The sequence below is a fragment of the Nesterenkonia flava genome, assembly GCF_031432335.1.
Classification (GTDB): domain Bacteria; phylum Actinomycetota; class Actinomycetes; order Actinomycetales; family Micrococcaceae; genus Nesterenkonia; species Nesterenkonia flava.
Map to the genome: position 1 here is coordinate 67,354 of NZ_JAVKGT010000002.1, position 25,885 is coordinate 93,238.

Annotated in this window: 18 protein-coding genes; 4 read left to right on the plus strand and 14 right to left on the minus strand. The window is 60.3% G+C overall.

Features of this window, described 5'->3' with window-relative positions:
• Positions 1-26: 26 nt before the first annotated feature.
• From RH857_RS01220 to RH857_RS01255, 8 genes are all read right to left on the minus strand, one after another.
• Positions 27-1,994, minus strand: a complete 1,968-nt coding sequence (locus RH857_RS01220; RefSeq protein WP_310536153.1) for a hypothetical protein — start codon at positions 1,992-1,994, stop codon at positions 27-29.
• A 12-nt stretch (positions 1,995-2,006) separates the two neighbouring features.
• Entirely contained in the window at positions 2,007-3,752 is a 1,746-nt protein-coding gene (locus RH857_RS01225) for a hypothetical protein (RefSeq protein WP_310536154.1), read from the minus strand.
• A 99-nt stretch (positions 3,753-3,851) separates the two neighbouring features.
• On the minus strand, positions 3,852-4,601 hold the full coding sequence (locus RH857_RS01230; protein ID WP_310536155.1) for a histidine phosphatase family protein: 750 nt from the start codon (positions 4,599-4,601) through the stop codon (positions 3,852-3,854).
• Positions 4,602-4,620: 19 nt separating this feature from the next.
• Positions 4,621-5,625, minus strand: a complete 1,005-nt coding sequence (locus tag RH857_RS01235; protein WP_310536156.1) for an ATP-grasp domain-containing protein — start codon at positions 5,623-5,625, stop codon at positions 4,621-4,623.
• Positions 5,622-6,737: a hypothetical protein gene (locus RH857_RS01240; protein ID WP_310536157.1), complete on the minus strand. Its 1,116-nt coding sequence runs from the start codon at positions 6,735-6,737 to the stop codon at positions 5,622-5,624. The genes RH857_RS01235 and RH857_RS01240 overlap by 4 nt, the downstream gene beginning before the upstream one ends.
• An 87-nt stretch (positions 6,738-6,824) precedes the next feature.
• On the minus strand, positions 6,825-8,330 hold the full coding sequence (locus RH857_RS01245; protein WP_310536158.1) for a tetratricopeptide repeat protein: 1,506 nt from the start codon (positions 8,328-8,330) through the stop codon (positions 6,825-6,827).
• Between the two features lie 2 nt (positions 8,331-8,332).
• Complete coding sequence (locus RH857_RS01250; RefSeq protein ID WP_310536159.1) at positions 8,333-9,691, minus strand: polysaccharide pyruvyl transferase family protein; 1,359 nt, start codon at positions 9,689-9,691, stop codon at positions 8,333-8,335.
• Between the two features lie 5 nt (positions 9,692-9,696).
• Positions 9,697-10,716, minus strand: coding sequence for a glycosyltransferase (locus tag RH857_RS01255; protein ID WP_310536160.1), 1,020 nt, complete (start codon positions 10,714-10,716; stop codon positions 9,697-9,699).
• 109 nt (positions 10,717-10,825) lie between these two features.
• Here RH857_RS01255 and RH857_RS01260 point away from each other — a divergent pair, with 109 nt between their 5' ends.
• From RH857_RS01260 to RH857_RS01270, 3 genes are all read left to right on the plus strand, one after another.
• Positions 10,826-11,956 (plus strand): glycosyltransferase family 2 protein, encoded by a 1,131-nt coding sequence (locus RH857_RS01260; RefSeq protein ID WP_310536161.1) that lies wholly within the window; start codon positions 10,826-10,828, stop codon positions 11,954-11,956.
• 96 nt (positions 11,957-12,052) lie between these two features.
• Positions 12,053-15,157, plus strand: a complete 3,105-nt coding sequence (locus RH857_RS01265) for a glycosyltransferase (RefSeq protein WP_310536162.1) — start codon at positions 12,053-12,055, stop codon at positions 15,155-15,157.
• A gap of 7 nt (positions 15,158-15,164) precedes the next feature.
• Positions 15,165-16,946 carry a glycosyltransferase family 2 protein gene (locus RH857_RS01270; RefSeq protein WP_310536163.1) on the plus strand — a complete coding sequence of 594 codons (1,782 nt, stop codon included), beginning with the start codon at positions 15,165-15,167 and terminating at the stop codon, positions 16,944-16,946.
• 141 nt (positions 16,947-17,087) lie between these two features.
• On the opposite strand, the gene RH857_RS01275 is transcribed toward RH857_RS01270, so the two are convergent.
• The 5 genes from RH857_RS01275 to RH857_RS01295 all read right to left on the minus strand — a co-directional run bounded on the left by RH857_RS01275 (position 17,088) and on the right by RH857_RS01295 (position 24,193).
• Positions 17,088-18,407 (minus strand): glycosyltransferase, encoded by a 1,320-nt coding sequence (locus RH857_RS01275; RefSeq protein ID WP_310536164.1) that lies wholly within the window; start codon positions 18,405-18,407, stop codon positions 17,088-17,090.
• A gap of 10 nt (positions 18,408-18,417) precedes the next feature.
• Positions 18,418-19,899, minus strand: coding sequence for a 3-deoxy-manno-octulosonate cytidylyltransferase (gene kdsB, locus RH857_RS01280; protein ID WP_310536165.1), 1,482 nt, complete (start codon positions 19,897-19,899; stop codon positions 18,418-18,420).
• A 70-nt stretch (positions 19,900-19,969) separates the two neighbouring features.
• Complete coding sequence (locus tag RH857_RS01285; protein WP_310536166.1) at positions 19,970-21,982, minus strand: tetratricopeptide repeat protein; 2,013 nt, start codon at positions 21,980-21,982, stop codon at positions 19,970-19,972.
• 11 nt (positions 21,983-21,993) lie between these two features.
• Positions 21,994-23,427 (minus strand): N-acetylneuraminate synthase family protein, encoded by a 1,434-nt coding sequence (locus RH857_RS01290; protein ID WP_310536167.1) that lies wholly within the window; start codon positions 23,425-23,427, stop codon positions 21,994-21,996.
• Positions 23,428-23,476: 49 nt separating this feature from the next.
• A complete protein-coding gene (locus tag RH857_RS01295; RefSeq protein ID WP_310536168.1) occupies positions 23,477-24,193 on the minus strand; it encodes an inositol monophosphatase family protein in 717 nt (238 codons plus the stop codon).
• Positions 24,194-24,482: 289 nt separating this feature from the next.
• Between RH857_RS01295 and RH857_RS01300 the strand changes: the two genes are divergently transcribed.
• The gene (locus RH857_RS01300) at positions 24,483-25,388 is read left to right on the plus strand and encodes a hypothetical protein (protein ID WP_310536169.1); all 906 of its coding nucleotides are present in this window, start codon (positions 24,483-24,485) and stop codon (positions 25,386-25,388) included.
• Between the two features lie 29 nt (positions 25,389-25,417).
• Here the strand turns inward: RH857_RS01300 and RH857_RS01305 are convergent, their stop codons facing one another.
• The gene (locus tag RH857_RS01305) at positions 25,418-25,864 is read right to left on the minus strand and encodes a hypothetical protein (RefSeq protein WP_310536170.1); all 447 of its coding nucleotides are present in this window, start codon (positions 25,862-25,864) and stop codon (positions 25,418-25,420) included.
• Positions 25,865-25,885: the final 21 nt, after the last annotated feature.

The window sequence follows — 25,885 nt, forward strand, 5'->3', positions numbered from 1 at the left end:
TTCGACACATCACTAAACATTCTTGACTACTGCAGCGCCGGTGAGGCTTCGAGCTTGTCGATGTAGTGCTCTGCGTCCAGCGCCAGAACCTGCGCGGACACCCCGTGGGGAGTGACGCGTCCGGTGGCGATGAACGCATTCATCAAACGGAAATCGAAGAGCAGATCGTGGGCCAAGAGGATCTCGTTGACAATGGAGTAGGGCCCCAGGGCGGCGTCCTTTCCCCTGCGGTAGCCGGAGCTGAAGACGTTGGCACCGGTGTAGAAGTCCACGTTGAACGCTGAGACTTCGGAAGGATTGAACTGCAGGACGTCGTAGATGATCCGCGCAATGCCCAGGGGCGCTCCGTGGTGGCACAGGCTGTAGTCGTGGCGGTAGAACCGCAACCACTCTGGGGCGTTGTCGCGGTACAGTTCGGCACTTAAACCGCGACCGATGGCCAGTTGAAGGTCGCCCGAATCCACGGCCTCTCGGGCTGCCTCAAAGAACTCTCCGAGATCCCGCCCCGAGAAGTAGGCAATATCGGTGCGCCGTCCCAGCTGATCGGCCTGGGCCGAGAGAATCTCCGGGATGTACCGGGGCCGGATGACCACGTCGTGGGCATCAATGATCTCCCCCAAACGGTCGCCCGTGTCCGCAGGCCCGACGACGGCGACTCGCTTCCCCTCGATCATCCGGCGCATCCTGTCATCCCCGGGGAGCGGAACCTCACGCTGCCGCTGGGCGGAATAATCCAGATAAGGTTGCAGGTCACCCGTGAGCAGGTGCGCGTCCACCGCCATCTTCTGGAGACGCTCCTTCTCGAGCTTGTCCTTTGGTTCCCACGGCATGGGCTCGATGAGCGAAAGAGCCTCTTCATTCCGCCCCAGGTACAGCAGCGCGGCCAGCACCTTCTGGCGGTGACGAGCGTTGCCTGCAGACCGGGTGCCCAGCCACGCCAGGGTGCGCTCGGCCAGGCCCTCCCGCAGCCGGAATCCATCGCGGAAGCGGCGCGCGAAGTGCAGTCGGTAGACGATGAGGGAAGTAGCGATCCAGGACAGACGCAGCCCGCCATCCTGCGCGCGGTTCAAACGGGTGACGGCGTCGTCGATCTGCGCATCCGTGACCTCGGGGCTGAAAAGCGGGGCCAAGGCATCCACCAGCGCCAAACGTTGGACCTTCCTACGTCGCTTCTGGGCTTCGAAGAGCCGCACGCTGCGCCAGAGGCGCGCCCAATCCTGATCGGCACGGCACCCCATGATGACAATGCCGCGTAGGGCGCTGGCCGATGCGGGCTTGAGTTCTAGCGCTCGCTCATAGGCCCGCAGAGAACGGTCGTAGTCTGCGATGTGAGGTTTGCGGTAACTGGAGGCGACTGCCAGCCATTTCTCGGCGTCGGGTGCCTGGGTTGCCGCTTGTTCCATGAGGTCCAGACCGGTCGCGGCGTCACCGTATTCAAACTCCAAGCGACCCCGCTGGTACAGCACATAAGCGTTGCCGGGTTCAAGCTTCTCGGCGGTTTCAAGAGCAGCTCTGGCTTCGTCGACGCGAGCTCGCGTGCCCTCAGCCAATCCGGCCACTGAGTCGTGAACCACGGCCCCGTAATCGGCACGCTCGAGCGAGCGTGCCAGCGCGATCCATCGCTGGGCGGAGCCGGGCTCAAGCTGGGCGGCCCGCTGCCGCATCTTCAGCGCCGCGGTGTAGTGCCGCAGTTTGATGTACCTGGCAGCTAGGCGCTCTAGATACGCGGGATCGTCGATGGAGTCGATATCCAGTCGCTTGAGGAGCTTTTCTGCGCCACCGGCATTGGCGCTGAAAAGGACAGTGGCGGCGCGTTCCTGGAAAGACCGTAGGCCGGAGGATTCGCCCGTCAGCTGCACCTCAGCGGCTTCGGGGACCACGCTGGAGGTAGCGACGATCGCCCGGGCCAGCAGCACGTCTACTCCCGGGAGTTTGCCTGCCGCACGGACCGCTTTGCTGCCGAATTCAGCACCGACTAAGAGAGGTTTCACCATGGCTGAGCCAGTCTATCCCTCCTCTGTCAGGCACCGATAAAGGGTTTCGCGCAGCACGGCAATGTCTGAGGCGTAGAGCGAGATCTCGTGGGCAGCCGCGGTCTCCGCCCAGGCCACCGCGTAGCGGCATCGGAAGCCTTCGTGTTCCGGCATCCAGTTCCGCGGTGCATCTGCTGCCTTCTCCTGGCGCGCGGCGTCCGATACCGCGAGTAGATTGCCAGCGTCGTTGTAGAACGCCTCCCGCTCGCCGGGTTCACGGTGCTCCATCTCGATCCAGGCGTGGGGCACCGGGATGATGTGATCCAGCGCTGCCCGTTCAGGAGAGAACCTGATGAACTCGCCGGTGTAGGGGTCGTGGAAAGCCCCTGACACCACGCCAGTCTCCGTGCTGTTCCATTCCACTTCGTGCAGGTCCCGGGCCAGCACTTCATTGCGCGTGTTGACCCCGTCGCCATCCATATCCGTCCAGTACCCGAAGTAGTCGCGGCTACGGCCGGCTAACGGGCTCCCGTGGAAGAACTCCTCACTTTCCTCGGCCCGCTCATCGAGCTCAGCACGTAACTCTTCTGCTTCTGAGCCGGCGCAGTACCCGTTGTCCTCCGAGATGACGCGCGCATAAGTTGCGGTCCGCCCGTTGCTGGGATGCTGGGTGGTGAAGGTCTGTACGTCGCAGTCTCCGCGGGACTCCCGCTCCACGCTGCGTACCGGCACCTCGCGCTCCAAGCGTCGCAGGGCCTGGGTGTAGTGGTCCTCCCCTTCAGCCTCCCGCGGGGCAACCTGCTCGGTGGCTGCCAACGGGTACGACGACGGCGGCAGGCTCGCCCAGTCCAGGTCACCGCTGCGCCCCTCGGGCAAGGTCGCGTCATCGTGCCCCTCGAGTTGCTCCTCAAGACAGTCCCAGAGGACCCCACGCAGATGGTCAATGTCCGAGGCGTACTGGGAGATCTCGTGCTTGGCGGAGATATGGGTCCAGGTCATCGCGTAGGCGCACCAGGCCTCCTCGTTGGAGGGCATCCACTCCGACGGCGTCTGACCTGCCTTCTCCCGGTTGATCCAGCCGATAGTGCTGGTGAGGTTCATGGGGTCGTTGTAGTAGGCCACCCGAGCCTTGCGGCTGCGGTGCTGCATCTCGGGCCAGGTGTGCCCCACCGGGATCATGTGCTCGCCGTGGGTCTCGGTGCTGCCGATATTGACGCGCTGGCCGCTGTAGTGGTCCCAGTAGGTGCCGGAGACCGTGAAGGTTGAGTTACCCAGGTCTCGGGCGTGGATCTCCACCCGGGAGGTCACGCCGTTGCCGTTCACGTCCGCCCAGGTCCCGTAGTAGGGCACCCGCTGGGTAACGTTCTCGTAGGGCCGGCCGTGGAAGAAGTGCTCGCTGGCCTCGTCCTGCTCCTCCAGCTCGGCGCGGAGCTCATCGCCCTGCTCGCCGAAGCACCACCAGTTCTCGGGATCCGCCACGTGGGCGAACGTCCTGGTGGGCTCGCTGCCCAGAGGATGGCTCACCTCGTAGGTCACGGTGTCGCAGTCTCCGTGCTCCTCACGCTCATGGGTGCGCACGAAGACTTCGGTCTCCAGATTCCACAGCGCGTCGGCATAGTCCTGAGCCGAGTAGTCCTGGAAGGGATTGGGGACCGCGGAAGGGCTGGAGTGGGCCGACGCCGGCGCCGCACCGCCCAGCATCACGCCCGTGGCGAGCGTGGCGGTGAGCAGAATCCCGGCGGGGAAAAGCGCACGGGGGCGACGTCGTCGTGGTGTCACGATCCTCACTCTCCCGTCTGCTGGCTGCCTTGGTTCCGCTCACAGTCTAGGAGCCGGCCCGGACACACCCTATGACGTACGCAACAGCCTTGTGAGGTCTCAGCCGCGCGCGGCAGCCAGCACTTCGGGCGAGAGGTTATACATGCGCAGCTTCGCGTTTTGCCGGATCTGTTCATCGGTCAGGTTGCGGATCACCTCAGCCTCTGCCTCGGGTCCGCCGGCGATCTCCACGCCGCCCTTCGGCAACGAGCTGGAGAGCGGTCCGCCGTGCAGCGGCACATCCACCACGGAGATCGCCGCCGCGGTGAGTGAGATGACGTTGGAGCGCTCAATGAGGCCTAGCCCCTCCAACAGGGCTTTGGTGGCGGTGCCGTGGGAGACGAGCACCACGGTGCGCAGATCGTAGTCGGTGTCCACCGAGGGGGTCGGTTCCAGGTCGGCCGCACCCCGCACAATCTGGAAGAACGCCTTTGTCATACGGTCGACGACGTCACCGGGCTCCTCGCCGTTCGGCGGAGTTCCCTCCCCCTTCTTCCACGCCTTGTACAGCTCGGCGTACTCGCTCTTGGCCGCGGCGGTCTTCATGCCTTCCCAGTCACCGAGGCTCTGCTCGATGAGGCCGGGGACCTCCACCGGCTGGAAGCCGAGACCGAACTCGGCGAAGGTGGCGTGGGTGCGTTTCAGCGGAGAGACGTAGCCGGCCGCGGGGTTCTGCCCGCGCACATAGAGTCCGGCGGCGCGTGCCTGGGCGATGCCGGTCTCGGCGAGCGCCACCTCCGACTGCCCTTGGAGCCGGTGGGCCTTGTTCCACTCCGTCTCACCGTGACGGACGCAAATGACTCGAATCATGGCTTTAAGCCTATCGGCGTCACTGTGCCCGAGTGGAAGGAAAGACCACGTCGAGGATCGCGCCTGCGGCGTCCCGCGGCGTGCCCTCACGAGGGAAGTGATGCATAGAGATCATCGGCTTGGGGTTGATCTCCAGCACGCTGGGCTCAGATCCTTGGCCTCCACGCGGCAGTAAGAGGTCCAGCCCTGCGAGTCGCAGTCCTGGAATCGCGCGGGCCGCCCGCTCGGCAAACTCTATTTCTTCGGGTTTGAGCTGCTCAGTGGCGTCAACGGCGTCTCCCCCGGTGTGGAGGTTGCTTGTCCCGCGCAGGAACACCTGCTCTCCCGCGGCCGGCACACTATCTATTGATAAGCCCCGTCGGCGCAGATAATCGGCGACCATATCGTCAAGCACGATCTTCTTGTGAATCCGACCAAGATCTTGGCTCTTGATCTCAGCGAGCTCTGCAACGCTCTGCTCGCCGTCTCCGACGACGTTGGCAGGCACCCGGCGGGTGGCCGCCACCACGGTGTAGTCCACCACCAGCACCCGGTGCTCCACCCCGGGGGCAAAGTCCTCCACGAGCACGTGGCCGAAGTCGGCCGCCACACGAGAGAAGGCCTGGCGGAAGCTGGTCTCGTTGTTGATGTTCACGTGTACGCCGCGGCCCATATTGGCTTCAAAGGGTTTGACGACCACGGGAAAAATCGGAGCAGCCCAGGCCAGAGCGCGGGCCACATCCTCGGGTCCGAAGACCGCGTTCTCCGGAGCATTGATGCCCTTGGAGCGTAGCAGGCGGCTGGTGACTTCTTTCAGCTGTGTTGCCCGGCGGGCCAGGGGGACATTCAGGCCTTCGGGCCAGCGGAAGTTCTTACCGGCATGGCGCAGCACGATGTGCCGTTTGGGCGATGGTTGCAGTTCGATGCCGCGCTTAAGGGCACCGGCGACGATGGCCACGTCGGTCCACAACTCAAGTCGTTTCCGGATCCCGTGCCGCGTCATCTCTTCCTGGGCAGCGCTCAGCTCGGCGTCGCTGAAGGTCACTCCGGGTTCTCCTCCGCCTGTTCCAGAGCAAGATCGTAATTGCGCAGACGTCCAAACCGAACCACCTCTTTTTCTAGCTTGGAGGCCGGCGATTTTTCCACGGCATAGTTCCACGCGTCCCGGCGCGTGCGCTCCCAGAGCTTGAGGTTAAACGTCTTCGAGTACCGGTCCAGTACCTGGGCGATGTCCAGTGTGAGCATGGTGCGGTGGCACTTCCAGCACCGGGAGCAATTGGTGTTGTTCTTCCCCGGGGAAATGCAGACGTCCAGGCCCTCGTAGGTAGAGGGAATGTCCACGAGGCTTAGGGTCTTCTGCACCCGTGTGGAGGAAGATCCCACCGAACGCAGCGTCAATCTCGAGGCGGAGAAGAGCGGGAGCGCTGCCACATCGGCTTCAGCCATGGCCCGGGTGGGGCCGATACGCACTGCCGAGTAGTCGTAGGCGGATGCGTAGTAGAAGTGCCGGACCTTCTCCGACAGCAGCCATGGCACCGCTGCGTTGCGAATGGTGTGCGTGCTGACATATCGCTCCCTCCCGTAGAGGGGCTCCATATTGGATTGCACCGGAAGCACCGGAAGACCCACCTCCCCGGCGAGCGCAGTGATGTTCTTCAACCGACGCTCGAACAGTTCGGATCCACCGCGACCGTGGGAACCCAGGTCGTTGTAGAGCAGGTGGCTGATACGCAGGTTCTCGGGAACGTCATCGGCGTAGTAGTACTGCGCCAGCACCTGCCAGGAGTCCACCCCCGCCGAAAATCCCGTGACCACTTCCCGCTGGTCCCGCTCTGCGGCGGGCACAAGAGCCTCGGCGGTAACACTGACCTTATTGAGTTTGCGCTTTTGCCGCCGCAAGAGGATCTGGTAGTCGTGGTTGAGCTGAAACCACAGCTCATCCGTGAGCTCGCCCTCGACCACAATATCTTCGCCCCGACGCATAGCCGGCATCAGACAGGTCAGCAGCGCCGCGTCGGCGCGGGCACTCACCCAGTCCTGGTAGGCGGCAGGGACCTCGAATCTCAGCAGGTACTTGTCTCCCTTGTCCCGGGTGAGCTCGGCGGAATAGACGAGGCGCTCGCCTTGAATCTCCAGGCGCGGGGCGGCGATTTTCAACTCGTGTTCTCCTCCTTGAGTGCGGACATCTGGTTCGAGTCTCGCAAGTGTCAAATGGGCGCGACAGGGCGGCGTTCCGACGCGCGATCAACGTAGGACCCGGGCTGCTTCCACGGCATCCAGGTACTGCTCCATGTTAAGTTGCAGGACCGCTGCGGCGCGTCCTCGAGCCGTCACCTTACCGGAGCGAATCAGCGCCTGGGTAAATTGAAAGTCGAAGCGGATGTCGTGGGCTGCCACGATGTCGTTGATGTGTGAGCCAGGAGCAAACCTGTCTTGCGGCCGCCAACCGGGGGTGAACATCTGGGACCCGGTGTAGAAGTCAGAGTTAAAGATGGTGATTTCGAGGGGACTGAACTGCAGAATGTCGTAGATCATCCGTTGAACCCCCAGCTGACCACCGGCTGGGCAGAGCGAATAGTCATGCCGGTAGAAGCGCAGCCACGCGTGCCCGAGGTGGTGATGGCTGGCATAAGTGAAAGGGCGTGCGTTGACGAGCTGTAACTCCCCGCGCGCCACAGCCTCCGCTGCGGTGTGGAGGAAATCGCCCATATCAAAACCCGAGTAATAGGCGATGTCCGTTCGGCTTCCCATGCTCGCCGTGTGCTGGGCGAGAAAGTCGGGCTGATATCGAGGACGGACGACCACGTCGTAGTCGTCGATCACACTTCCCAGTTCATCGCCGGTGTCAGCCGGGCCGACGACGGCTATGCGCTTGCCCTCGACCAGCGCCCTCATATGCTCCTCCCCCGGCAGGGTGAAGTCGTCACGCACCCCTGCGGAGTAGGCCACGTAGCGGTCGGGCTTGCCAGCTGCGAGTAGCGCGTCGGCCTGCATCTTGTTCAGCCGCTGCTGTACCCGGGGCTCGTCCTTGGCCCAGCGCTGCATTCCCGCGAACTCTGCGGCGGCGGCGGGCTGGCCCACGTAAGTCAGCGCCTTCAGCAGGTCACGCACCGCCCGGACTTCCGGTGTGACCGGCTTCGTCAGAGCCTCGGCGATCCGCCGACGGGCGCCCAACTCGCGTAATCGGAAGCCTGCACGGAAGTGCCCATCGAACTGCAGCCGCATGAGCACCAGCGTCAGGGTGGTCGGTTTCAGCTGGCGCCCGCCCTGGGCCATATCCTCGAGCCCGGCGACGACGGCCTCCGCCTCCTCAGCGCTGATGGCTCTCCGTTCTGGGTGAGCGTGCGGGTGAGAGAACAGCGCGTCCAGCTGGGCGCGCAGCGCGGGGTTTCGGTAGGGGGAAGATCCCTTCTTCAACGGCTCGAGGTGCCGCACGGCAGACCAAATGCGCGGCCAGTCCATGCAGCCACGGGCTCCCACGGAGACGAGGCGGGAGAGACCTCGTCGGTAGGTGGGGTTGACGGCCAGGACACGTTCCCAGGCCCTCATAGCGGCATCAAATTGCCCGTCTTGTCGGTACACTTCCGCAAGCTTCTTCAGGAGGTCAAGGTCAGCGGGGTCGGCCGCGGAGGCTGTCTCCAGCTCGTGGAGAACCTGCGCTCGCGGGGCCTGAGGGGTTGGCGCCTCCCCACGGGTCAGTCCGACCACCCAGTCCTGGGTGATCCACGGACCCGCAGAATCTTCGGTCACGCTCAACGGCAGTGAGTCAGACGATAGGCCGCGCGAACGTCCGACATAAAGCGCTCCTCGGCGGAGAAGCGGCTCCACCGGAAGCGCGGTTGCAGCGGCGCTTGTGCGGTCTTTGCTGGGGCCAGGGGAAAGGCTTGCTGGAGGGCGTCGAGGTCGATTTCCGTGGCGGGGAGAGTGGCCTGTTCCGCGAGCGCGGTAAAGTCCAGGGCCGGAAATTCGTCCACGGGCGCTGAATGGGTGGCCACGTTCTCAGGGTCAGTCAGCGTGGAGAAGAAATCATCGAACTTGAAGCGATTACCGCCGATGTTCTTGTCCGGGGCGTAAAGCCACACCCAAGGTACTCCGTAGGCCTGGGCGATGATGATGCCGTGCAGGGACGAGGAGACGCATGCGCGGGCAGAAGCGATCTGGGTGATCACGTCCCGCAGATCCGCATGGACATCCACCACGTGCGCCCGCTCCCCCAGCGCTTCCTGGAACTCCGCAGCGTTGGCAAAGTGGTGTTCAATGTGCTTGAAGTGCGGCACGAAAGCGACCTTCTCCGCCAGCGCGGGGTCACGGTCCGGGGTGAAGAAGCGAGGGAAGAGCAGAGCCGGGTCACCGTAGACCTCGGGGACATCCCATCCGAGGTGTTCGATCAGCAGTTCCCGGGTCAGCTTTCCCCGCACCGCGTGAACAGTGACGTCCTGCAGTTTCTTCAGGCCCTCGAGTTCCTCTGCAGAGGGTTTGCGCATGAGGCCCGTCCCCCAGATGTCTGCAGCGGAAGTGGCCGATGTGGGAAGCATCTGGATAATCGAGCCCACAGTGGCGAGCATCCGTCCATGGTCCTGCTTGGAGTATCGACTATTGATGATGCGTTTACCGGTCAGCTCCTGCACCAGCCACGGGCCGATCTGGTCTCCGAAGTTCGAGCGGACGTCCGCCCAGAAACCGAAGACATCGTCACTGCTGGGCTTCTGAGCGCCACGGGCTAGGTCATGGCGCATCTGGGCTTCGTTCTGGACAGACTGGAGCCAGGCAGAGAGAGACTTCATGATCACCCGGGGACTGGTGCCGGCGTCGAAGGTGATGACTTCGTGGCGCTCCGCAGGGGTGGGGGCGAGACGGGCTGCTCCCAGCAGGATGCGGCGCAGGGCTTGGCGGGTAGCTTTGTCATGCCCCTTGAAATTGAGGGTCACCGCACCGTTGTGAACCTGCAGGTAAGCTACGGCGCTGCCGGTGGGAACGTTGAAGGGGAAACGAACCATGTGGTGGCTGGAGACAATCTCTGGTTCTGCACCCAGCGCTATCAGGCTGGGCGTGGTGCGCGCGGTCTTGTTGAGCTGCTCCAGCAACTGAGGGTCGGTGGATTGGACGGCCATCTCGGTTAATCCCCTGCTTCGTCCTCGGCGCCGGTCGCGCCGCTTCCTGACTCGGTCTGTCCTTTCAGCGATTCGACGTTCTTTTCCAACCGCCTTGCCATTATCAGCAATTCCATCGGCCCCACGGAGCGAGCGTCGGTGTAGTCCTCGAATCCGTCAACGGTCTCCGCCTGTTTCAGCCACAGCTCCCGCAGCAGAAGCGGCGAGATCTGTCCGCGCCTTTCAGCCATACGGTGGTGACGCGGCTCAATCACCTTCCAGGGTTTCAAGTCACCGTTGTAGTGGACGATGCGGACGTCGGCTTCGGGTTCAAACTTGGATTTGAAGGGCCTGGCGAACCGGTTCATGCTTGCCGGCAGCGGAACAAAGTGCTGGCCGTAATCCGTACTCACAGCAGCTAGGGCGACCTGCTCTGTGGCGTGCATCTGGGGCGCAATCTCCATCAGGGCTCCGTAAGCCTTGAGGAACTCGTCGAAGTAGCGGCCCCGCTGGAGCGCTTCGTTATCAAAAAGAGCCACTCCGACGTTGATCTTCTGGATGGTCGGGAACTCCCGCCCAGTCGCGGCAAGGAACTGCTGCGCCACCTCGGGGGTGGGCGCCTTGTAAGTGGGCTTCAGACGCCGGTATGCGACATAGTGCTCCTGAGCGATGGCTTCTTCGACGATGTTCTGGAAAGACGCGACGCAGACGACGTCATAGTCAATCTTGACGGAGTAGCGGTGCCCCAGCGTAGCCAGGTGCTCGGGCATAGCCCAGTTGAGAAAGACCTCTGCCGGCCACCGCCCTTCCTGCATCAACGGCATGGACTTCACCCGATTGAAGTCCGGCACGGTCCGGGCGTCGATGAACTCGATGTCGTAGCGACTCATCAGGGCTGAGTGCTCGTCGGTGAGGTGGGAGCCATCGAAAGCGATGAGTTTGTGAAAGTTTCCGGGATTGTGCTTTTCGATGGATGTCAGGGCCACCACAGCGGGGAACACGATCCGGTGGTCGCCGGCGGCATACGCCACCACACGCTGTGCCAAGGTGCCTCCACGAAGTTTGATAAACGAGCATCTCTCACTCTACCGAAGCACATGACCTAACACAGTTGCGAATTGAACCGTTCCCCCGACGTCGCCACTGCACCCCCTTATGCTTTCCCCTCTGAATCTTGACGCCGAGATCGTCCCAACGCGCCAAGTAACCGATACGTATCTCTACCGGGCTCAGAGCACACGCGATAACCTCGGTACCGTGAATGTGCTAGTTAGCATCATAGTCCCGACGCACAATAACGAAGCCACGATAAGAAGGACACTCGACAGCATCTCCGCACAGTCGTTGACTAGTATCGAAATCGTTATAGTGAATGACGCGTCAACTGACAACACTTTGCCACTCTGCCGGGCAGCGCAACAGACAGATACCCGAATTACCCTTGTCGACTTGAAAGAGAACGTGTCGGTATTTCAATCCCGCCGAATCGGAGTCGAGCAAGCAACGGGCAAGTATGTGATGTTCTGCGACGGGGATGACCAACTCGAACCAGACGCCGCTGAACGAGCTTCGGTGCTAGCTCGGGCTGGTGGCTACGACATTGTTCATTTCGGCACAACGATCGTAGGCGCGTCCGGCAACCGCCACCACGCGTGGGAGCGGGCTCTGGACCCGTTCGCTGCAGAACTTAACGGAGATGACATCTTCCTCGCCAGTCCATTCGCGCAGGCAGGAAGACAAATTAACGGACATATATGGAACAAGCTCTACGAACGAGAGCTGGTCAGAGCAGCGTGGAAATCCATCGATCCCGATTTGCGCCTCACGCGCGCCGAGGATGTATACCAGACCCTCTTACTGCTATGCAACGCCGCCCGTTACGGGGGGCTGTTCCTGCCCCTATACCGGTACAACTTCGGAAAAGGAAGGGCCGGTAACATTAGCACCCTCGAATCCTTCGATTACTTCCTGGAATCGGCCTGCGCTTATGACGCTATGGCAACGCATTTGGACTCTGACCAGCGGGCAACTCCGGCAGGTTTCGATACAGACGTCTTATTACGACGCCTTCGTGACCAGTTCATCGAGAACCAGTTGAGCTACTGGGTCCGCCTCGAGCCGCCCGCAGACGATGCACTCAAGAAACTATTGCGGCTTTGGGGCCCTGAGGCAGTGCTCGAAGCCTTGGACGGAACGAACTTACGTCAAAATGACCGCCTGTACCGAGCCATCCACCGTCTCTCGTCCCATAGCGAAGAAACAGTCAAGGACGAAAGTCCCATGTAACCTCCGGGCGCAACCAAAGCACCCTGCCCCTTCGATACCGCGTCATCTCGACTACAAACGCAGCTCACACTCCTAGAGTCTTGCTAGGCTGTCGACGTGAAGCCACTCGTCAGCATCATCATTCCCGCTCATAACAGCGAAGCTACCATTGTGCGCACTCTCAACAGTGTCGTTGAGCAGACTCTACGCCACATCGAGATCATCGTAGTTGACGATTCTTCCACGGACGCCACAAATTCGTTATGCCGGGAAGCTCAGACTCTAGATGATCGTATCCGTTTGATCACACTGAATGAGAATCATTCCGTTTTCCAAGCCCGCCGAATTGGGGCGGAAGAGGCGCGCGGAACCTACATAATGTTCTGCGACGCCGACGACGAACTCGAACCTCGGGCGGCGGAAGAAGCGAGCGCATTCGCTCAGGGCGGCAGCTACGACGTTGTACATTTCAGTGTGTCCATTGTAGGAACTACAGGTTCGAAATATGACTCGTGGGAACGCGCCTTAAGTCCTTTCGAACCGGAGCTTTTCGGGCCAGAGATACTACTACGTAGCTCCTTTGGACAACCTGGTGCTAAGATCGAAGGAAATATCTGGAATAAGCTGTATGAACGAAAGCTGATTCGCAGAGCCTGGTCAAAGATCGACCCAGAGCTTCGTCTTACGCGTGCGGAAGATTTATTTCAAACGTTCCTGATTCTCTCTAGTGCTCAACGATATGGCGGATTGTATTCGCGTCTTTACCGTTATAACTTTGGCGCGGGCAAGTCCGGTAACATTGCAAACAGCGAGTCTTTTCAGCATTTCCTGTCTTCAGTTCACACCTACAGAGTGTTCAAGGAGCACACAGATCCTGCTGCGTGGCTAGCGCCAGAAGATTTCGATACTGACGAAATGCTGGATCGACTTCGTGCACAACTGATTGAGAATCAGTTGAATTACTGGCTCCGTTTACCTCAACCCGCGGACCAGACTTTTAGAAATTTAGTAAGCGAATGGGGATCCGTTCCCATTCTTAAGGTGTTGGCACAAAAGTTCAACGGCAAGGAACAGCCAGCCCTGGAAGCGTTTCGAAGACTAACTACGCCCCGCACTCACGCTAGTAGCTGGGGGGAAACGGCAGTGGACAAGAAGTCTGTTGCGATTCTAGGAAACATCGCCGGTGCCGGAGGTGTCCAGCGCATCATTTCTGCTCAAGCTGAATTGCTAGATCGCGCCGGTTACTCTGTAACCGTCTTATCCTTCGATCATGACCCAAACGAGGTCATGTATGCGTTTCCCAGTAGCGTTACCCACCGCCAGATTGGTTCCGGAAGCAATATTGGGGCTGCTGTGTCCGGCCTGGTAGAAGCTCTCCGAGAGCATAGACCGTCGGTGGTATTGAACCACGACAACTACAGCGTCCTGTTTCCCTGGATTCCAATTATCACCCGTACAGGGTGTGCTTCCAGTGTGCTGTTTGTCCATAACTTCGCACTGCGCTCGATGCTCGACTTCAGAGATACATTCGCTCACTTTCCCCAAGTCGCGGGGAACTATGACTTGACGGTGACCCTGTCCGAAGCAGACACCATGTGGTGGGAGGCCTCCGGCGTCCATAGGGTACGAACGCTTCCAAACTTCACTGACTTCGCGCTAGTTGCTGACGTTGCCGCGGAGGCACACGTTCAGGATGGGTCGGTCTCTGTACGCTCGCCTGCGACCGACGTCGACCTGCTGTGGCTCGGGCGTCTACATGACAGTACAAAGAATGCTAGCGGCGCGCTCGAAGTGTTTGCCCAAATCGTGGCCCTGCGCCCAGGAACTACCCTGGCGATCGTGGGGGGGGAGCAGAATCCTGGCGAACTCGCACGACTGGAACGATTAGCGGAGGGACTAGGCATACGCGATCAAGTAATTTTCGCAGGGCCCTCCAACGACGTCGGGGCTTGGTACCGCGCGTCTAAGGTCTTTTTGATTACCGCGACTATTGAAGGTTTTAATCTCACATTGGTTGAAGCGCAGGCGTCGGGCCTACCGGTGGTCATGTACGACTTACCGTACCTCGAGACCGTGTCTGGGAACCCTGGTATTGTTTCTGTAAATTGGGGTGCGGTATCTGACCTTGCTGAGGTGACTGTCGGTCTCTTAAATGATGCCGAAGAAGCGAATAAGTTAGGTACCGCTGGCCAGGATTTTGTGCGAAAGTTCTCAAAAGAGAGCTACAGCGCGCAGTTGCTTGCGATAGTTGACGAAGTTCAGACCGATCGCCGGACACGTACTGGTTACGGACCTGCTGATCCTTCCCGATCTTCCACGATGACAATTCCTGTGTCGGTGATGGAGGAACTCTATCGCCTCTACGGCCAAATGCATAGACGCGTTTCTGGTGAACTGCGTACCGCGAAGCGTGAGAATGCTACTTTGCGTAAGGGACTGTCGCAGCTCAAGCGAGTCCTGTCCGAAAGCCGGGCACAGCATCAAGAACTCGAGACTCTAATTGCGCAAGTGGAAAAGGGACGGTCTGCAGCTACTCGAAGGAAGCCTCAACAATCACATGTAAAGGACTACGGGCAAAAGGACGGACGTTGGCCTCTTTGGGCAAGACAGGGTGCTCAACCTTTCGCGCCTTCTTTGACGCCGATATTCGAGGATCTGCCAGTAACGCATGAGGCCGCCGTTCCCGCAGCATGGGCTCTAGACGCGGGTATAATTGAAACCTCCGATCGTCCGCTGTTCGAAGGGGACCGGACAGTTTCCCGACATGAGTTCATTCGCATGCTCTACAGGACGGCCGGGACACCGAGTGTTAGGACCGAACAGCCAATCTATCGCGATCTCGATCCCAACGATCCCGCCATCGCCTGGGCCGTGGAACGCAAAATCATGACGGCCCCAACCAGGGTACAAGAAGAGGGACCACTTCCAGAGTGGAAACCGGGAACGCCTCTACGTCGACGAACCGCGGCTATGCTTCTCTACCGCGCGGCAGGACGTCCTAAATATCGTCCGCCCCATGTGTCACCGTACGATGACCTTTCTGCAGGACAGAAGTTCTACACCGAGATGTGTTGGGCAGCCCACCAGGGAGTCCTTCCCGCCGTGCGGCAGAAAAATGATGCGTTGGTATTCAAAGAGGGACTATTGATGACACGGGCCGAGATCATCATGGCGCTATTCCGCCAGATGGTTGGTCCACTAGTTATGACCAATGGGCGGTGATCCGAGCATGAGTGTCGGTACTAGTGACAATAGTTCCTTGTATGGTACTTTTTCGCAGCTGTCAGAACCGCGCCTGCAAGCTCTGGCGTTACAAACTCGGTCGTTTACTATCCGTGATTATTTGGCCAAGATCGTTACCGGAGGCACCCATGGGTATGGTGAGCTGATCGGGTCCCTCAGAAGTAGCCACTTGCGCGTCATGCTGAAACCTCGAGTTGCGGTTTTGCTTGCTCGTATCGTGGCCGGTCAGAGATTGTTTCCCGAAGACTTTTGGAATTCGCTGGTTATATACGAATGTCTAGTGCGGCTTTACGGTGAATCGGTTCTTCCGCAGGAAGATCAACTGGTATATCTCGATTTGCTTGACCGGGCGGGCCGGGCTGATGACGTCGGCGCGGCTGTGGAGTCCCTGCGTGTAGCCCAGCACTCACCTGTAGACGCTGCAGCACTTGTCGCCAACGCCGCATTAACGCGTAACGGAGCGGGTTCAGAAGAGTGGCTAAAGGCCTTTAATTCTGTGCTGTCCATGGATGGACTCGCACCTCTGACGTTGAGCCCGGGAACTGCGCCTGTCCTCGACCGTCTGGAATCAACTAGTGCCGCAGCCAGCGTGGACGGCCCTCTAGTTACCGTTGTATTGACTACATGGAACCCCGGACCGTGGCTGTGGACGGCAGTGCGTTCTCTAACTCAGCAGACCTATGGTAATCAGGAAATTCTGGTCATGGATGATAGTTCTGGTCCTCAATTCGAACCCCTGCTTAACTGTCTGCTTTCCATGGATTCACGAATTAGAGTCATTACCAGTCGAGAGAATCAGGGGACCTACGCGTCCCGTAACGCCGCTGTCCGTGAACACGCTCGAGGGGTTTACGTAACCATCCAAGACGACGACGACTGGTCACACCCAGAGCGCATTGAAAGACAGGTTTCGTTCAGCGAGTCTCAAGGTCTCGCATTGGGTATGTGCCGCGCAGCCAGGGTCACGGAAGACGTAAGGTTTGTCCGGAGAGCATCTACGTTCATTCGCAGAGGTTACCCGTCGACGATGATTGCCCGCGCTACATTCAGCGAGCATGGTTACTGGGACCCGGTCCGTCGAAATTCAGACGCCGAGTATATTCGTAGGGTCCATCGGGCGGGTAAATTGACTCGCGACCAGGGACGGGCACCCCTCATGCTCCAGCGTGATAGGGATGGAAGTCTCTCTTCTGCAGAAGTTTGGGAAGGCTACAGCGAGCAATCGCGGCGCTGGCAGAACTGGCTCTCCGCTGAATGGCACGATCGTAGCGTGGCAATAGGAACAAGCATATACATGGGTGCAGGCACAGGACTGGCTCGTCCGTACGCTGCGCCCCTGGGCCTGAAGCAAAGCAAGCAAACAGTGATTGAAACTAGGGTCAACTCTCTCATCATCGGTGATTGCGCCCTAGGCAATCCCAACGAAGCTAGGATAATCGCTCTTGCTGAGGAACAACTGAGTGAAGGAAAAACAGTAGGACTACTGCACGTCGATGGCTTGAGACCTTTAGCTAAAACTGTCAGCAAGGAGATGGCTGCCCTCACGCGGACCTCAGGTGTGGAACTACTGTCTTGGAGTGATGAGACGGTAGCCGACATCGCCCATATCGTGGACGCAGATGCCCTGGCACTCTGTGATTCAGTCCAAAGCGTGGTTTCCGCACGATGTGCAGTTATGCACAGCTCAGCTGACAATGTGGACGACCTAGTAGTTAACTTGCTTCATTTAGATTCGTCCTTGCAAATCACATCGATTGCCAGGGGCTGATAGCCACATCGTTGACGGTGCAACTGAACATGGGATTCTACCGCTAAAAATTTGAGTCTGGCATCACCTGACCCTCTTTGGTGGCGTCCGAATCGCTGTGTCTGATAAAACCGTCCACAGTATGTGCGAAGAACCCTACAGCTATGGGATGGCCGTCAGTCGAATTTGTTGCACACTTGTCTTCTGCTGGTTCCTTGAAAGCACCACAAGCGAGCTAATACGTGTCTGGGAGTGCACGTTCACCAGGGCATACCGGGTACGGCCCCGCTGACGGTGCGTGGGCAACCATGTGCTGTAGCCGTACTTCTTGTGGTATCGGACTCCTGAGGCCGTAAAGTGACCTACGCATTCCTCTCCGTGCACGTCGAAGCCGCCTAGGCCCTCCACGTTCCACTTCACCGCGACGTCCTGACTCAGAGCCTCCTGTTCGGTGGCGAAGTCAACCTCGACGATGAACGGGCCGCGCATATCCACGCTGAAGGGTACGCGCTGATCCCCCAGCACCAGCGGCTCCCCCAGCAGGTGCCTAGTCTCTTCGGGCTCCCCGTGGGACGTGCTGACGTGCTGGGCCAGCACCGGGAACTTCTCTGCCACAATCTCCATATCTGCAGGCCGGGCGTGATGGATTCGGCTCATGGCATCCGAGTACCAGTGCCGGCTCAACGCCTTCGTCCGGTGCAGAACCCCAGATTGTGTGGCATGCAGGATTCGCAAATAGGCAGTTTCGCGGGCATCGGTAATGACTGGTGCACCCCGGTCGGCAAAATCGTGATTGTCCTCGCTCGCGTCAACGAATCGCTGCGGAACGGTCAGGTCGCCGCCCGGGTTGCGTGCACACACCGACGCCATTCCCATGGAAATCTTCGGGTAGTAAGTCTCCCGTGCGGCATAGATCCTGCCGTTTCTCCACAAACCGGAGATTCCCAGGCCGAGTGATACTCGGAAGCCTATGTGCGACTCTGTCACGTACGGGGCTAGCAGTTCGAAATAGTCCGCAGAGAGGACGTCGTCGTCGTCGAGCCTGTAGGCGGCGAACAGTTCGGACTGCGCGGCCGCATCCTTGTGCTGCTCATCGAGGAACTGCTGAACCAGTGCGTGTGGAGGCAGAAAAGCATCGACGACGTCGTCTGCCGTATGCAATGCCAGGAAGTCATATCTCTGGGCAGCGCGCTGCAGACGCTCCTGGTACTCCTGCGGCAATGTGGGCGAATAGGAGACAATGTGCTGCACTGTGTGTCCCCGTGAGCGCGCCCGTTCCACTGCGTACCCGAGTTGCGGCAGAGACCACTCCAGAAGGATCTGGGTGCGGCGCTCAAGGCGATCGGCATCGTAGAGCCAGTCCAGATACTCCTGGCGGCTGCTGAAGAGGTCTAACCCGCCGGGTCGGGTCCTGGTGGCATTGAACCAGGCAGATCCGAACGCGTCGATGCTGAAACGCGTATGACCGAGGAAGAGTGTCATGGCTGCAGGGCTACAGGAGATCGAGCCCGCGTTGACGCTTCGCGGTGACGATGTCTTCTAGCAGGTGGAACTGATGCTCCCAGTCGATATCCATGGCTACGGACTGATCCATCTCATAGATATAAGGATTGGTTCCGACCCGGTCCCCCACCTCGCGCATGCGGGCGAACGGCATCAGGTACGCCGCATGGTTGATCTCGAACAGGGGGTCAATGTCCTGGCTGCGCGGCCATTTCTCCTGTGAGTCGTCATAGTTGAACGGCTTAGCGTCAGCATCCCACAAGAAAGCATGCAAGCGGGTGGCGGTGATCAGGCTGTCGTGCCCGGCAGCCTCGGCCTCGCGCCACGCGGCAATCAGCTCAGAGAAGGTTTTGGCGGTCACCAACGGGTGAGTCACATGCGTCATCAGCATGGTGCCCTCCTCCTGCAGCTCCGCGGCGTACTGGATGAACTTACTCATGGGGGTGGAAGAGTCGGCCAGCTCATCGGGGCGCTCATTGATCTCGATGGGCTTGTCGGTGGTGGCGGCGAACTTGCGGGTGAAGTCCATGACCACCGGGTCATTGGTGGAGACAATGATGTTGTCGATCTCAGGGACGTTGACCAGCTGCTGCAGCTTCAGCTCCAGCAGGCCTCCCTCGAATCCAGCGAACGGCCGGGTGTTCTTGTCCTTCACTCGCTCGCTACCCGCCCGGCAGGGCACGAGCGCGGTCACCGGGCTGCTGGACCAGCGCCGCACAGCTGGGGCCGTTTCAGGCTGAGGCTTTGCCTCGTGTCGATACTGGGTAAACAGCTGGTCTTGTTTCATCTGCCCGATCATCTCGACCAGATTCTCCGGGGTGTCCACACTGAAGGAATCATGTTCGACGACGCCGATCTGCACCTTCAGCCCGTTCTCCAGGAAACGGAGATGGTCGTGACCTTCCACGGCCTCCAGAGGGGTCTTTTCCAGCGCTGAGTACTCATCGAGCGCGCCCTTGCGGAAGGAAATGAGGTGGTATGCCTTGAGGAAGTCCGTCTTCCCCGACCGGGAGGGCGAGGGGATGTCCTCCCGGGAGAAGTACATAGCCTCTCCGACCCGGTTGGTGACGACCTTGAAGTCTGAGGGCGAGTTCACAGTGGTCGAGCGTGAGGCCAGCAGAGCGGTGGGGGCATCCGAGTCCAAGAGAGTTTCCACGCTGGACTGGATGTGCTCCGGGTTCAGCGCCGGCTCATCACCGTTGATCAGGCAGATCACGTCATAGTCCATGCCTGCGGAGGCTTCTGTGATGCGCTCGATGCCGGTGGTGTGCTCCGAGCTGGTCATGATAGCCCGGCCGCCGTAGGACTCAACGAGGGCTTTGATCTCCTCGGAATCGGTGGCGATGTAGACCTCGTCCACGATGGGCGACATCTGCACGCGACGCAGCACATGGATGACCATCGGCAAGCCGCAGATATCCGCCAGCGCCTTGCGAGGAAGGCGGGTGGACTCGAGACGGCTGGGCACCATCGCAATGACTTTATGGCCTCGGAACGCCATTGATCCCTCTACTTTCGTTGTGACTGGCCGGGCGCACGCGTCAGCGCAGCACCCCGGCCTCTTCCACGGCGCGGACATACTCATCAGGGGTCTGTGCCAGCACTTCAGCAGCACGTCCCTGCGCAGTCACAATACCGGTGCTCATCAGGGCCTTCATGAACTTGAACTCCCACTTCACATCATGGGAGATCACGATGTCGTTGATATGAGAGTAAGGGGCGAAGGTGTCGCCCTGCCGCCAGCCGGTGGTGAACATGGAGTTACCGGTGTAAAGGTCGGAATTGAAGACGCAGATCTCCGCCGGCTCAAACTGCAGCAGGTCATAGGCCATACGCTGGATTCCGAGCGATCCGCCGTGGAAACACAGGGAGAAGTCCTGCCGGTAGAACCGCAACCAGGGGAGGTTCCGGTGCGCGTGGGCCGCGTGGCTGAAGGGACGCGCGTTGACTACCTTCACCTCGCCGGCTTCGGCGGCGTCGGTGATCGATTCGAAGAGCGAGGTGAGGTCCTGGCCGGAGTAGTAGGTGATGTCGGTGCGGCTGCCCTGCGCCTCGCGATTCTCGGCGATGAACTCGGGCTGGTACCGGGGACGCACAATGACGTCGAATCCGTCAATGACCTCACCCAGACGATCTCCGGTCTCCGCGGGACCCACCAACGCTACGCGCTTGCCCTTGATGAGCTTAGACATGGTGTCATCGGCAGTCAGCGGCATGCGCTTGCGCGCTTTACGCGAGTACTTGATGTATGGCTCAGCATCTCCGGTCATCAGCACAGCATCCGCATGCATCTTCTGGATCTGCAGAGCCTCAAAGGGATCCTCTGAACCCCAGAACCGGGCGTCAGCAAGACCAGCGGCGGTCTCGGCGTCGTCGAGGTAAGTGTGGGCCTTCATCAGCTGGCGCAACTTGGTGGGGCTGTCCACCGGGCGTTTGCGCAGCTCGCCCGTGCGCTGTTCGGCGATCTGGGCGCGTAGTGCGAAGCCTGCGGCGAAGAACCTGGCGAACTGCAGCCTCGCGATCACCACTCCGAGGGCTGTGGGGTGGAGCCTGGAATCGATATTGGCCTGGGTCTGGAGACCTGCCACGAGCGTCTCGACCTGGTCGGGCTCGGGGTTGCCATCCCGCCAGAACAACTGGTCCAGTTGATCCCGCAAATCGGGGTCGTGATAGGGACTGGGGCTCTTTTTCTTGCGGGTTTCCAGGGTGCGGACGCTGCGCCAGATGCGCGCCCAGTCCATGGGACCGCGAGTACCAGCGTTGATGATGCCGGAGAGCGCCTTCATGTTCTTCGGGTCCCTTTCGAAGACCCGCTCGTAGTAGGTCATGGCCTTCTCGAACTTGGCCACGTCAGGGCGACGGTACAGTTCCGCCAGCTCCAGGAACCAGTTCTGCTGGGGGCGCTTAAGCACCGCCATCTCCATCAGCGGGAGGGCCTCGGCGACGTTTCCTGAAGCCACCAGAGCTGCACCGTATTCGTGCATGACGTAGGGATTTTCCGGGGCCAGATCATAAGCACGCTGGAAATGCTGGAGGGCCTCGGCGGAGTGTGCCGGCACCTTGCCCTTGGCCAGGCCCAGGATCCAGTCGTGAACCACGCCCTCCTGGGGCTCCTCGCTGAGCGTCTGCGCCAGAGCCAAGTGACGATGGGCCGTCTCGGGGTCCAGCTCCACGGCACGACGACGGAGCCGGACTGCTGCGGCCAGGTCGCCTTCGCCGGCTGCCCGGGCCGCTACCCGGTCCAGGAAGTCTGGGGTAGCAAATCCCTCACGGTCAGCTACATCCGCCAGCTCAACCTCGGTATGAGGAAGGTTGCTAAGAATGAGCAGAGGAAGGCTGCTCCCCTGACGGCGACTCTTGCCCTCCATCAGGGCCCTGGCACGAGGAACGAAGCCCTTGTTCCGGTTCACCGCTTCTCGGGCCAGGAGGATCTCACCCCCGGGGAAGCTACCAGCGGACGGTACCTTCCCCAGGACTTTGACACCGGCAGCGACGGCGCTCTTCTCAGCGCCTCGTACTGCCTTCTTGACGGTGGACGGGAGGCCTGCTGCCATGGGGATCTTCCTCAGTACTTGTGGTGCTCGGAGGCGGTGATCTTCTTCTCGGTGGAGCCCACGTGGACCTGTGCCTTGCGGACGTTGTCCACGTACTCCTTGAACTTGTCCGTGGTCAGGTCCACGGCGACGGCATCGAAGTGGGCCCATTCGGTGTTGCCGAGCTTCACGTGCTTCTCCACCATGCCTGCACCGGCAGCCACCGCCAGCGCAGAGGCCATCCAGCCGAAGTCGTGGCTGGAGTAACCGGGCACAATGCGCGGACCGGGCTTGGAGGCCTGCTGCTCGGCAAGCTGCGCGTAGTGACGGACCACACCGATGTTGGTGTGCTCATCCGGGGTGGGGTAGGCGGAGTTGCAGTGCAGCAGGTAGAGAGTGTCCTGCTTGGTAAAGGTCTCCAGCAGCCAGTCCTCGTAGGCCTTGTCCGTCATGCCGGTGGAGATCACCAGGGAACCGGTGTAGTTATTGGCCACATACTCCAGGTAGTCCTTCTTCCGGGAGATCGTGGAAGGAAGCTTCACCAGCGGAATATCCAGCTCGCTGGTCATCCACTCGAAGGAGGGCTTATCCAGCACGGAGGCGAACCACTTGATGCCCAGGTCCTTGGTGAGCTCGTCCAGGAAGAGGAAGCCCTCCTTGTCGAGTTCCAGCTGATGGCGGTAATCGCCGAAGGTGGTGCCAAAGGGGGACTTATAGGGGGCCGCAAGCTGCTCGGCGGTGTAGAAGTGGTCGACGTCGCGCTTCTGGACCTTGACCCAGTCGGCACCGGCGGCGTGTGCGGCGCGGACCAGTTTCTCTAGGCGATCGAGGTCACCGAAGTGATTGGTGGTGATCTCCGCGGTGATCTCCACGGTGGGGATCTCCAGCTCCTCGCCCTCATCGTCCACCACAGCAGGCTCAGAGACCTTGACGTGGAACTTCTCGTTCAGCGCCTCGGTGGTGAGGTCCGAGAACTCGTGGGTACCCACGTGGTGGACTTCGAGGTTGGAGTCCTCGAGCGCGTAGAGCGCGTTGCGCAGGATGTACTGTTGCAGCTCCACACCGGCCTTGCGGTGCGAGGTCAGCGCCGGGGTGTACTGCGTGTTGGCGGCACGGGCGTTTCCGGATTCTGGGGTGAAGTCGAAGCCGACCATGTAGACGGTCTGGTTCTTGCCCTTCACGTCGGCGACGGTCCGCGCGACCTCCAGGGCGGTGAGGAACATGACCTCCTCAATGGAGATCTCCTCCCGGGACTGGAAGCGGCTGAGCATGATGTCTTCTTCATCGTTGCTCAGGGGCTTATACGGCAGTTTGACGACTTCGTGGCCCTCGGCTTCGAAATCGATGGCGGTCAGGTATGCCTTGGAGCGCAGACCGTCGTCCTTGAGGGAGTCGGCGACCCATTCCTCGTGGAAGATGGTGATGTCTACGGGTTGGATTCGCTCGGCGTCGTTGATGCCGATCACGAGGTTTCCTTCGAAAACTCGTGGCGAGACGGAATCTGCGGAGGGGCCCTTACCTAGGATGACGATCGTGTCGGTGCTGTACGTCGACCCGATACTTGCGGCCAGGCTTGAGATAGCTTCCGTCGTAGGGTTCGTCATCTACCAATACCTCACAGTTGTGTTCGAGAGCGAGCGCGAGACCTGCCAGCAGATCCCAGGAGTAAGCCCCTACCGGGTTAATGAATCGTGTAAACCGCCCCGTGGCGACACCGAAGAGATTGTACACAGCCGCCCCGATAAGCCTTGACTGCGGCGTGGCGGCGATTCGCCGGACGAGGCCTTCAGATATTCCGGAGGAGAAGGCTGTAATACGAGACTGGGCGTAGGTCACCCTGTCTCCGGTAATAAGACGCTGTCCCAGGTCCGGGAGGGCGATCATACTCGCCACGTGATCAGCATCATAGAAGATGCTGACGGAGACCCCCCATTCCGGCAAACTTGAGGAGAAGTTCTCCGTTCCGTCAATGGGGTCCACGACGGCGGTCCAGCCCACAGGGTCTGCCTCAGCATCCCAGCTGCCTTCCTCCCCCACGAATGTGAGGTCCTCGAATTGAGCATCGAGGTACTCCGCCAAAGCCTGCTGCATCAGAAGGTCGGCTTTCGTGACGGGAGTGTCGTCTCCCTTGAGTGTCACATCGGTCCGCAGGGCGTCTAACCGCGGCACCAGTTCCATGATGACGCTGTATGCCCCTTCGAGGGTTCCCCTCGCCTGAATAGTCCGTTCCATCAGCGGCGAGTATACAGAGGGCACATTTGAGCAGCGTGGAGGCTTCACCCTCGGGTTGAGGGCCAGCGCTATTGTTAGAGGTATGTCATCCCGGCCCCGTGCGTCTGACGCACCACCCGCCCCAACGGCGTCTCCTGGGCTCACCCATGGATTGAACGATGCCTGTGACCGCTTTCTCCTGGAATCGGTAGTACCCCGCCTTGAGGAATGCAATGCGTGGGACAACGTGCTGGAGCCCTCAGAAATGCTGGCGCGAACCTCCAGGAATCGGAAGGTCACGCCCAAGCGAATGAGCTCCGGCCACTTTCTGTTCTTCCACTCCGGACGCGTGGTGGGGAGCTTCGAGCGCTCCATGAGCTCCTTGGCCAGCCACCAGGCCCGGCAGGCCTGCACGTCTCGGCAGATGATGCAGACCTATCTCAAGACCTCCGAGGTTCCGCAGCCAGAGCGGAAGATCCTGCACGTCAATGAAATGAGCGCTGCGGTCAGGTTTCTCGCGGCACGTGACGAACCCATGTACGTGCTTCCGGGCGCGCGCAGGACCTGGCGAAGCTCCCGCTCTCTGGTCCATTCAGAAGAGCAGCTGGTCCGGACCTGGGAGAAAATCGCTCTGGCCAGTGAAATCCTCCCTCCGCTTCATCAGCACGTGGTTCTTGAAAAGCCACAACCCGGGCTCGACCTTCGATTGTTCGTGATCGGAGAGAGAGTCGTAGGAACGCTGCTGCGCCTGCCTCTGTTCGTCGTCGGCAACGGACGCGACAGTATCTCCGCACTCTTCCAGGAGCTCCATGAGCTCCTCAGGCCCAACGAGTACCTCCGTCTGCCCTCGCAGGAACAGCTGGAGAACTACTTGCGCTGGACAATGCGAGCTGCCACCGACATTCCCCGTCCCGGCCAGGTGGTCCACCTCACCAGCACCCGCAATACCGGACCCGGGGCCTCTTTCACGGTAGAACTCGAAGGCCAGATCGACGGCGCTCTCGGGCAGCTGGCAGTCGATGCCATGTGGGCTTTTCCCGGCCTGAACGCTGCAGCGGTGGACATCCGCACCCCCGCGTTGGACTCCGCAGAAGGCGCAGTGGTGCTCGACGTGGACCCAGGGGCCGAAATCGCAGAATTCCGGTACCCGGTCCTGGGGCAGCGCCGCCGCGTAGCCGTACACATGATTGACCACATGGTGGAGGCCGCACGCTGATCTGGGGCGCTTGGTCTTGTTAGCTGGCGCTATCTAGTTTTATCCCCACCAGCAACATATTCGACCGCTGGTTCGATAACGAGGCACAAAACTGCCAGCAGAGTGAATACAGTAAGCCATGGTACGGATCCGGGGTACAGGGTGCCTGAGGTCGCGGCACCGGTCAGGTAGAAGGCGACAAACACCATCCATCCGACACCGGCCGCGGAATCTGGATCCTTAGCCGTCGGCGACTGCAATGCCCTAGTGACACGGCTGCTCACAACGGCGCCAATCGCCAGCATCGGGATGAAAATTGAATCCGATACAAAATGCCCGATGATGTCAATCAATACATCTTCATCTTCACCAGAGGCGAGGCCATGCATGATGGTCAATGCGTCAAGTGCGGCGAACAGCGAAAGTAACGCCAAGAAGATATCGGAGAAGAGACTCAGAACCGGAGTGCTACTGGCACCAGCATTGTTCCCCGCCATTAACCATCCCTGCACCTAGAA

What these genes read in the sequence shown, in the direction of transcription:
- RH857_RS01230 (WP_310536155.1), bottom strand. Translation starts at nt 4,601, where the DNA reads ATGATTCGAGTCATTTGCGTCCGTCACGGTGAGACGGAGTGGAACAAG.
- RH857_RS01220 (WP_310536153.1), bottom strand. Translation starts at nt 1,994, where the DNA reads ATGGTGAAACCTCTCTTAGTCGGTGCTGAATTCGGCAGCAAAGCGGTC.
- RH857_RS01300 (WP_310536169.1), top strand. Translation starts at nt 24,483, where the DNA reads ATGAGCTCCGGCCACTTTCTGTTCTTCCACTCCGGACGCGTGGTGGGG.
- RH857_RS01270 (WP_310536163.1), top strand. Translation starts at nt 15,165, where the DNA reads ATGAGTGTCGGTACTAGTGACAATAGTTCCTTGTATGGTACTTTTTCG.
- RH857_RS01285 (WP_310536166.1), bottom strand. Translation starts at nt 21,982, where the DNA reads ATGGCAGCAGGCCTCCCGTCCACCGTCAAGAAGGCAGTACGAGGCGCT.
- RH857_RS01250 (WP_310536159.1), bottom strand. Translation starts at nt 9,691, where the DNA reads ATGGCCGTCCAATCCACCGACCCTCAGTTGCTGGAGCAGCTCAACAAG.
- kdsB (WP_310536165.1), bottom strand. Translation starts at nt 19,899, where the DNA reads ATGGTGCCCAGCCGTCTCGAGTCCACCCGCCTTCCTCGCAAGGCGCTG.
- RH857_RS01305 (WP_310536170.1), bottom strand. Translation starts at nt 25,864, where the DNA reads ATGGCGGGGAACAATGCTGGTGCCAGTAGCACTCCGGTTCTGAGTCTC.
- RH857_RS01260 (WP_310536161.1), top strand. Translation starts at nt 10,826, where the DNA reads ATGCTTTCCCCTCTGAATCTTGACGCCGAGATCGTCCCAACGCGCCAA.
- RH857_RS01275 (WP_310536164.1), bottom strand. Translation starts at nt 18,407, where the DNA reads ATGACACTCTTCCTCGGTCATACGCGTTTCAGCATCGACGCGTTCGGA.
- RH857_RS01295 (WP_310536168.1), bottom strand. Translation starts at nt 24,193, where the DNA reads ATGGAACGGACTATTCAGGCGAGGGGAACCCTCGAAGGGGCATACAGC.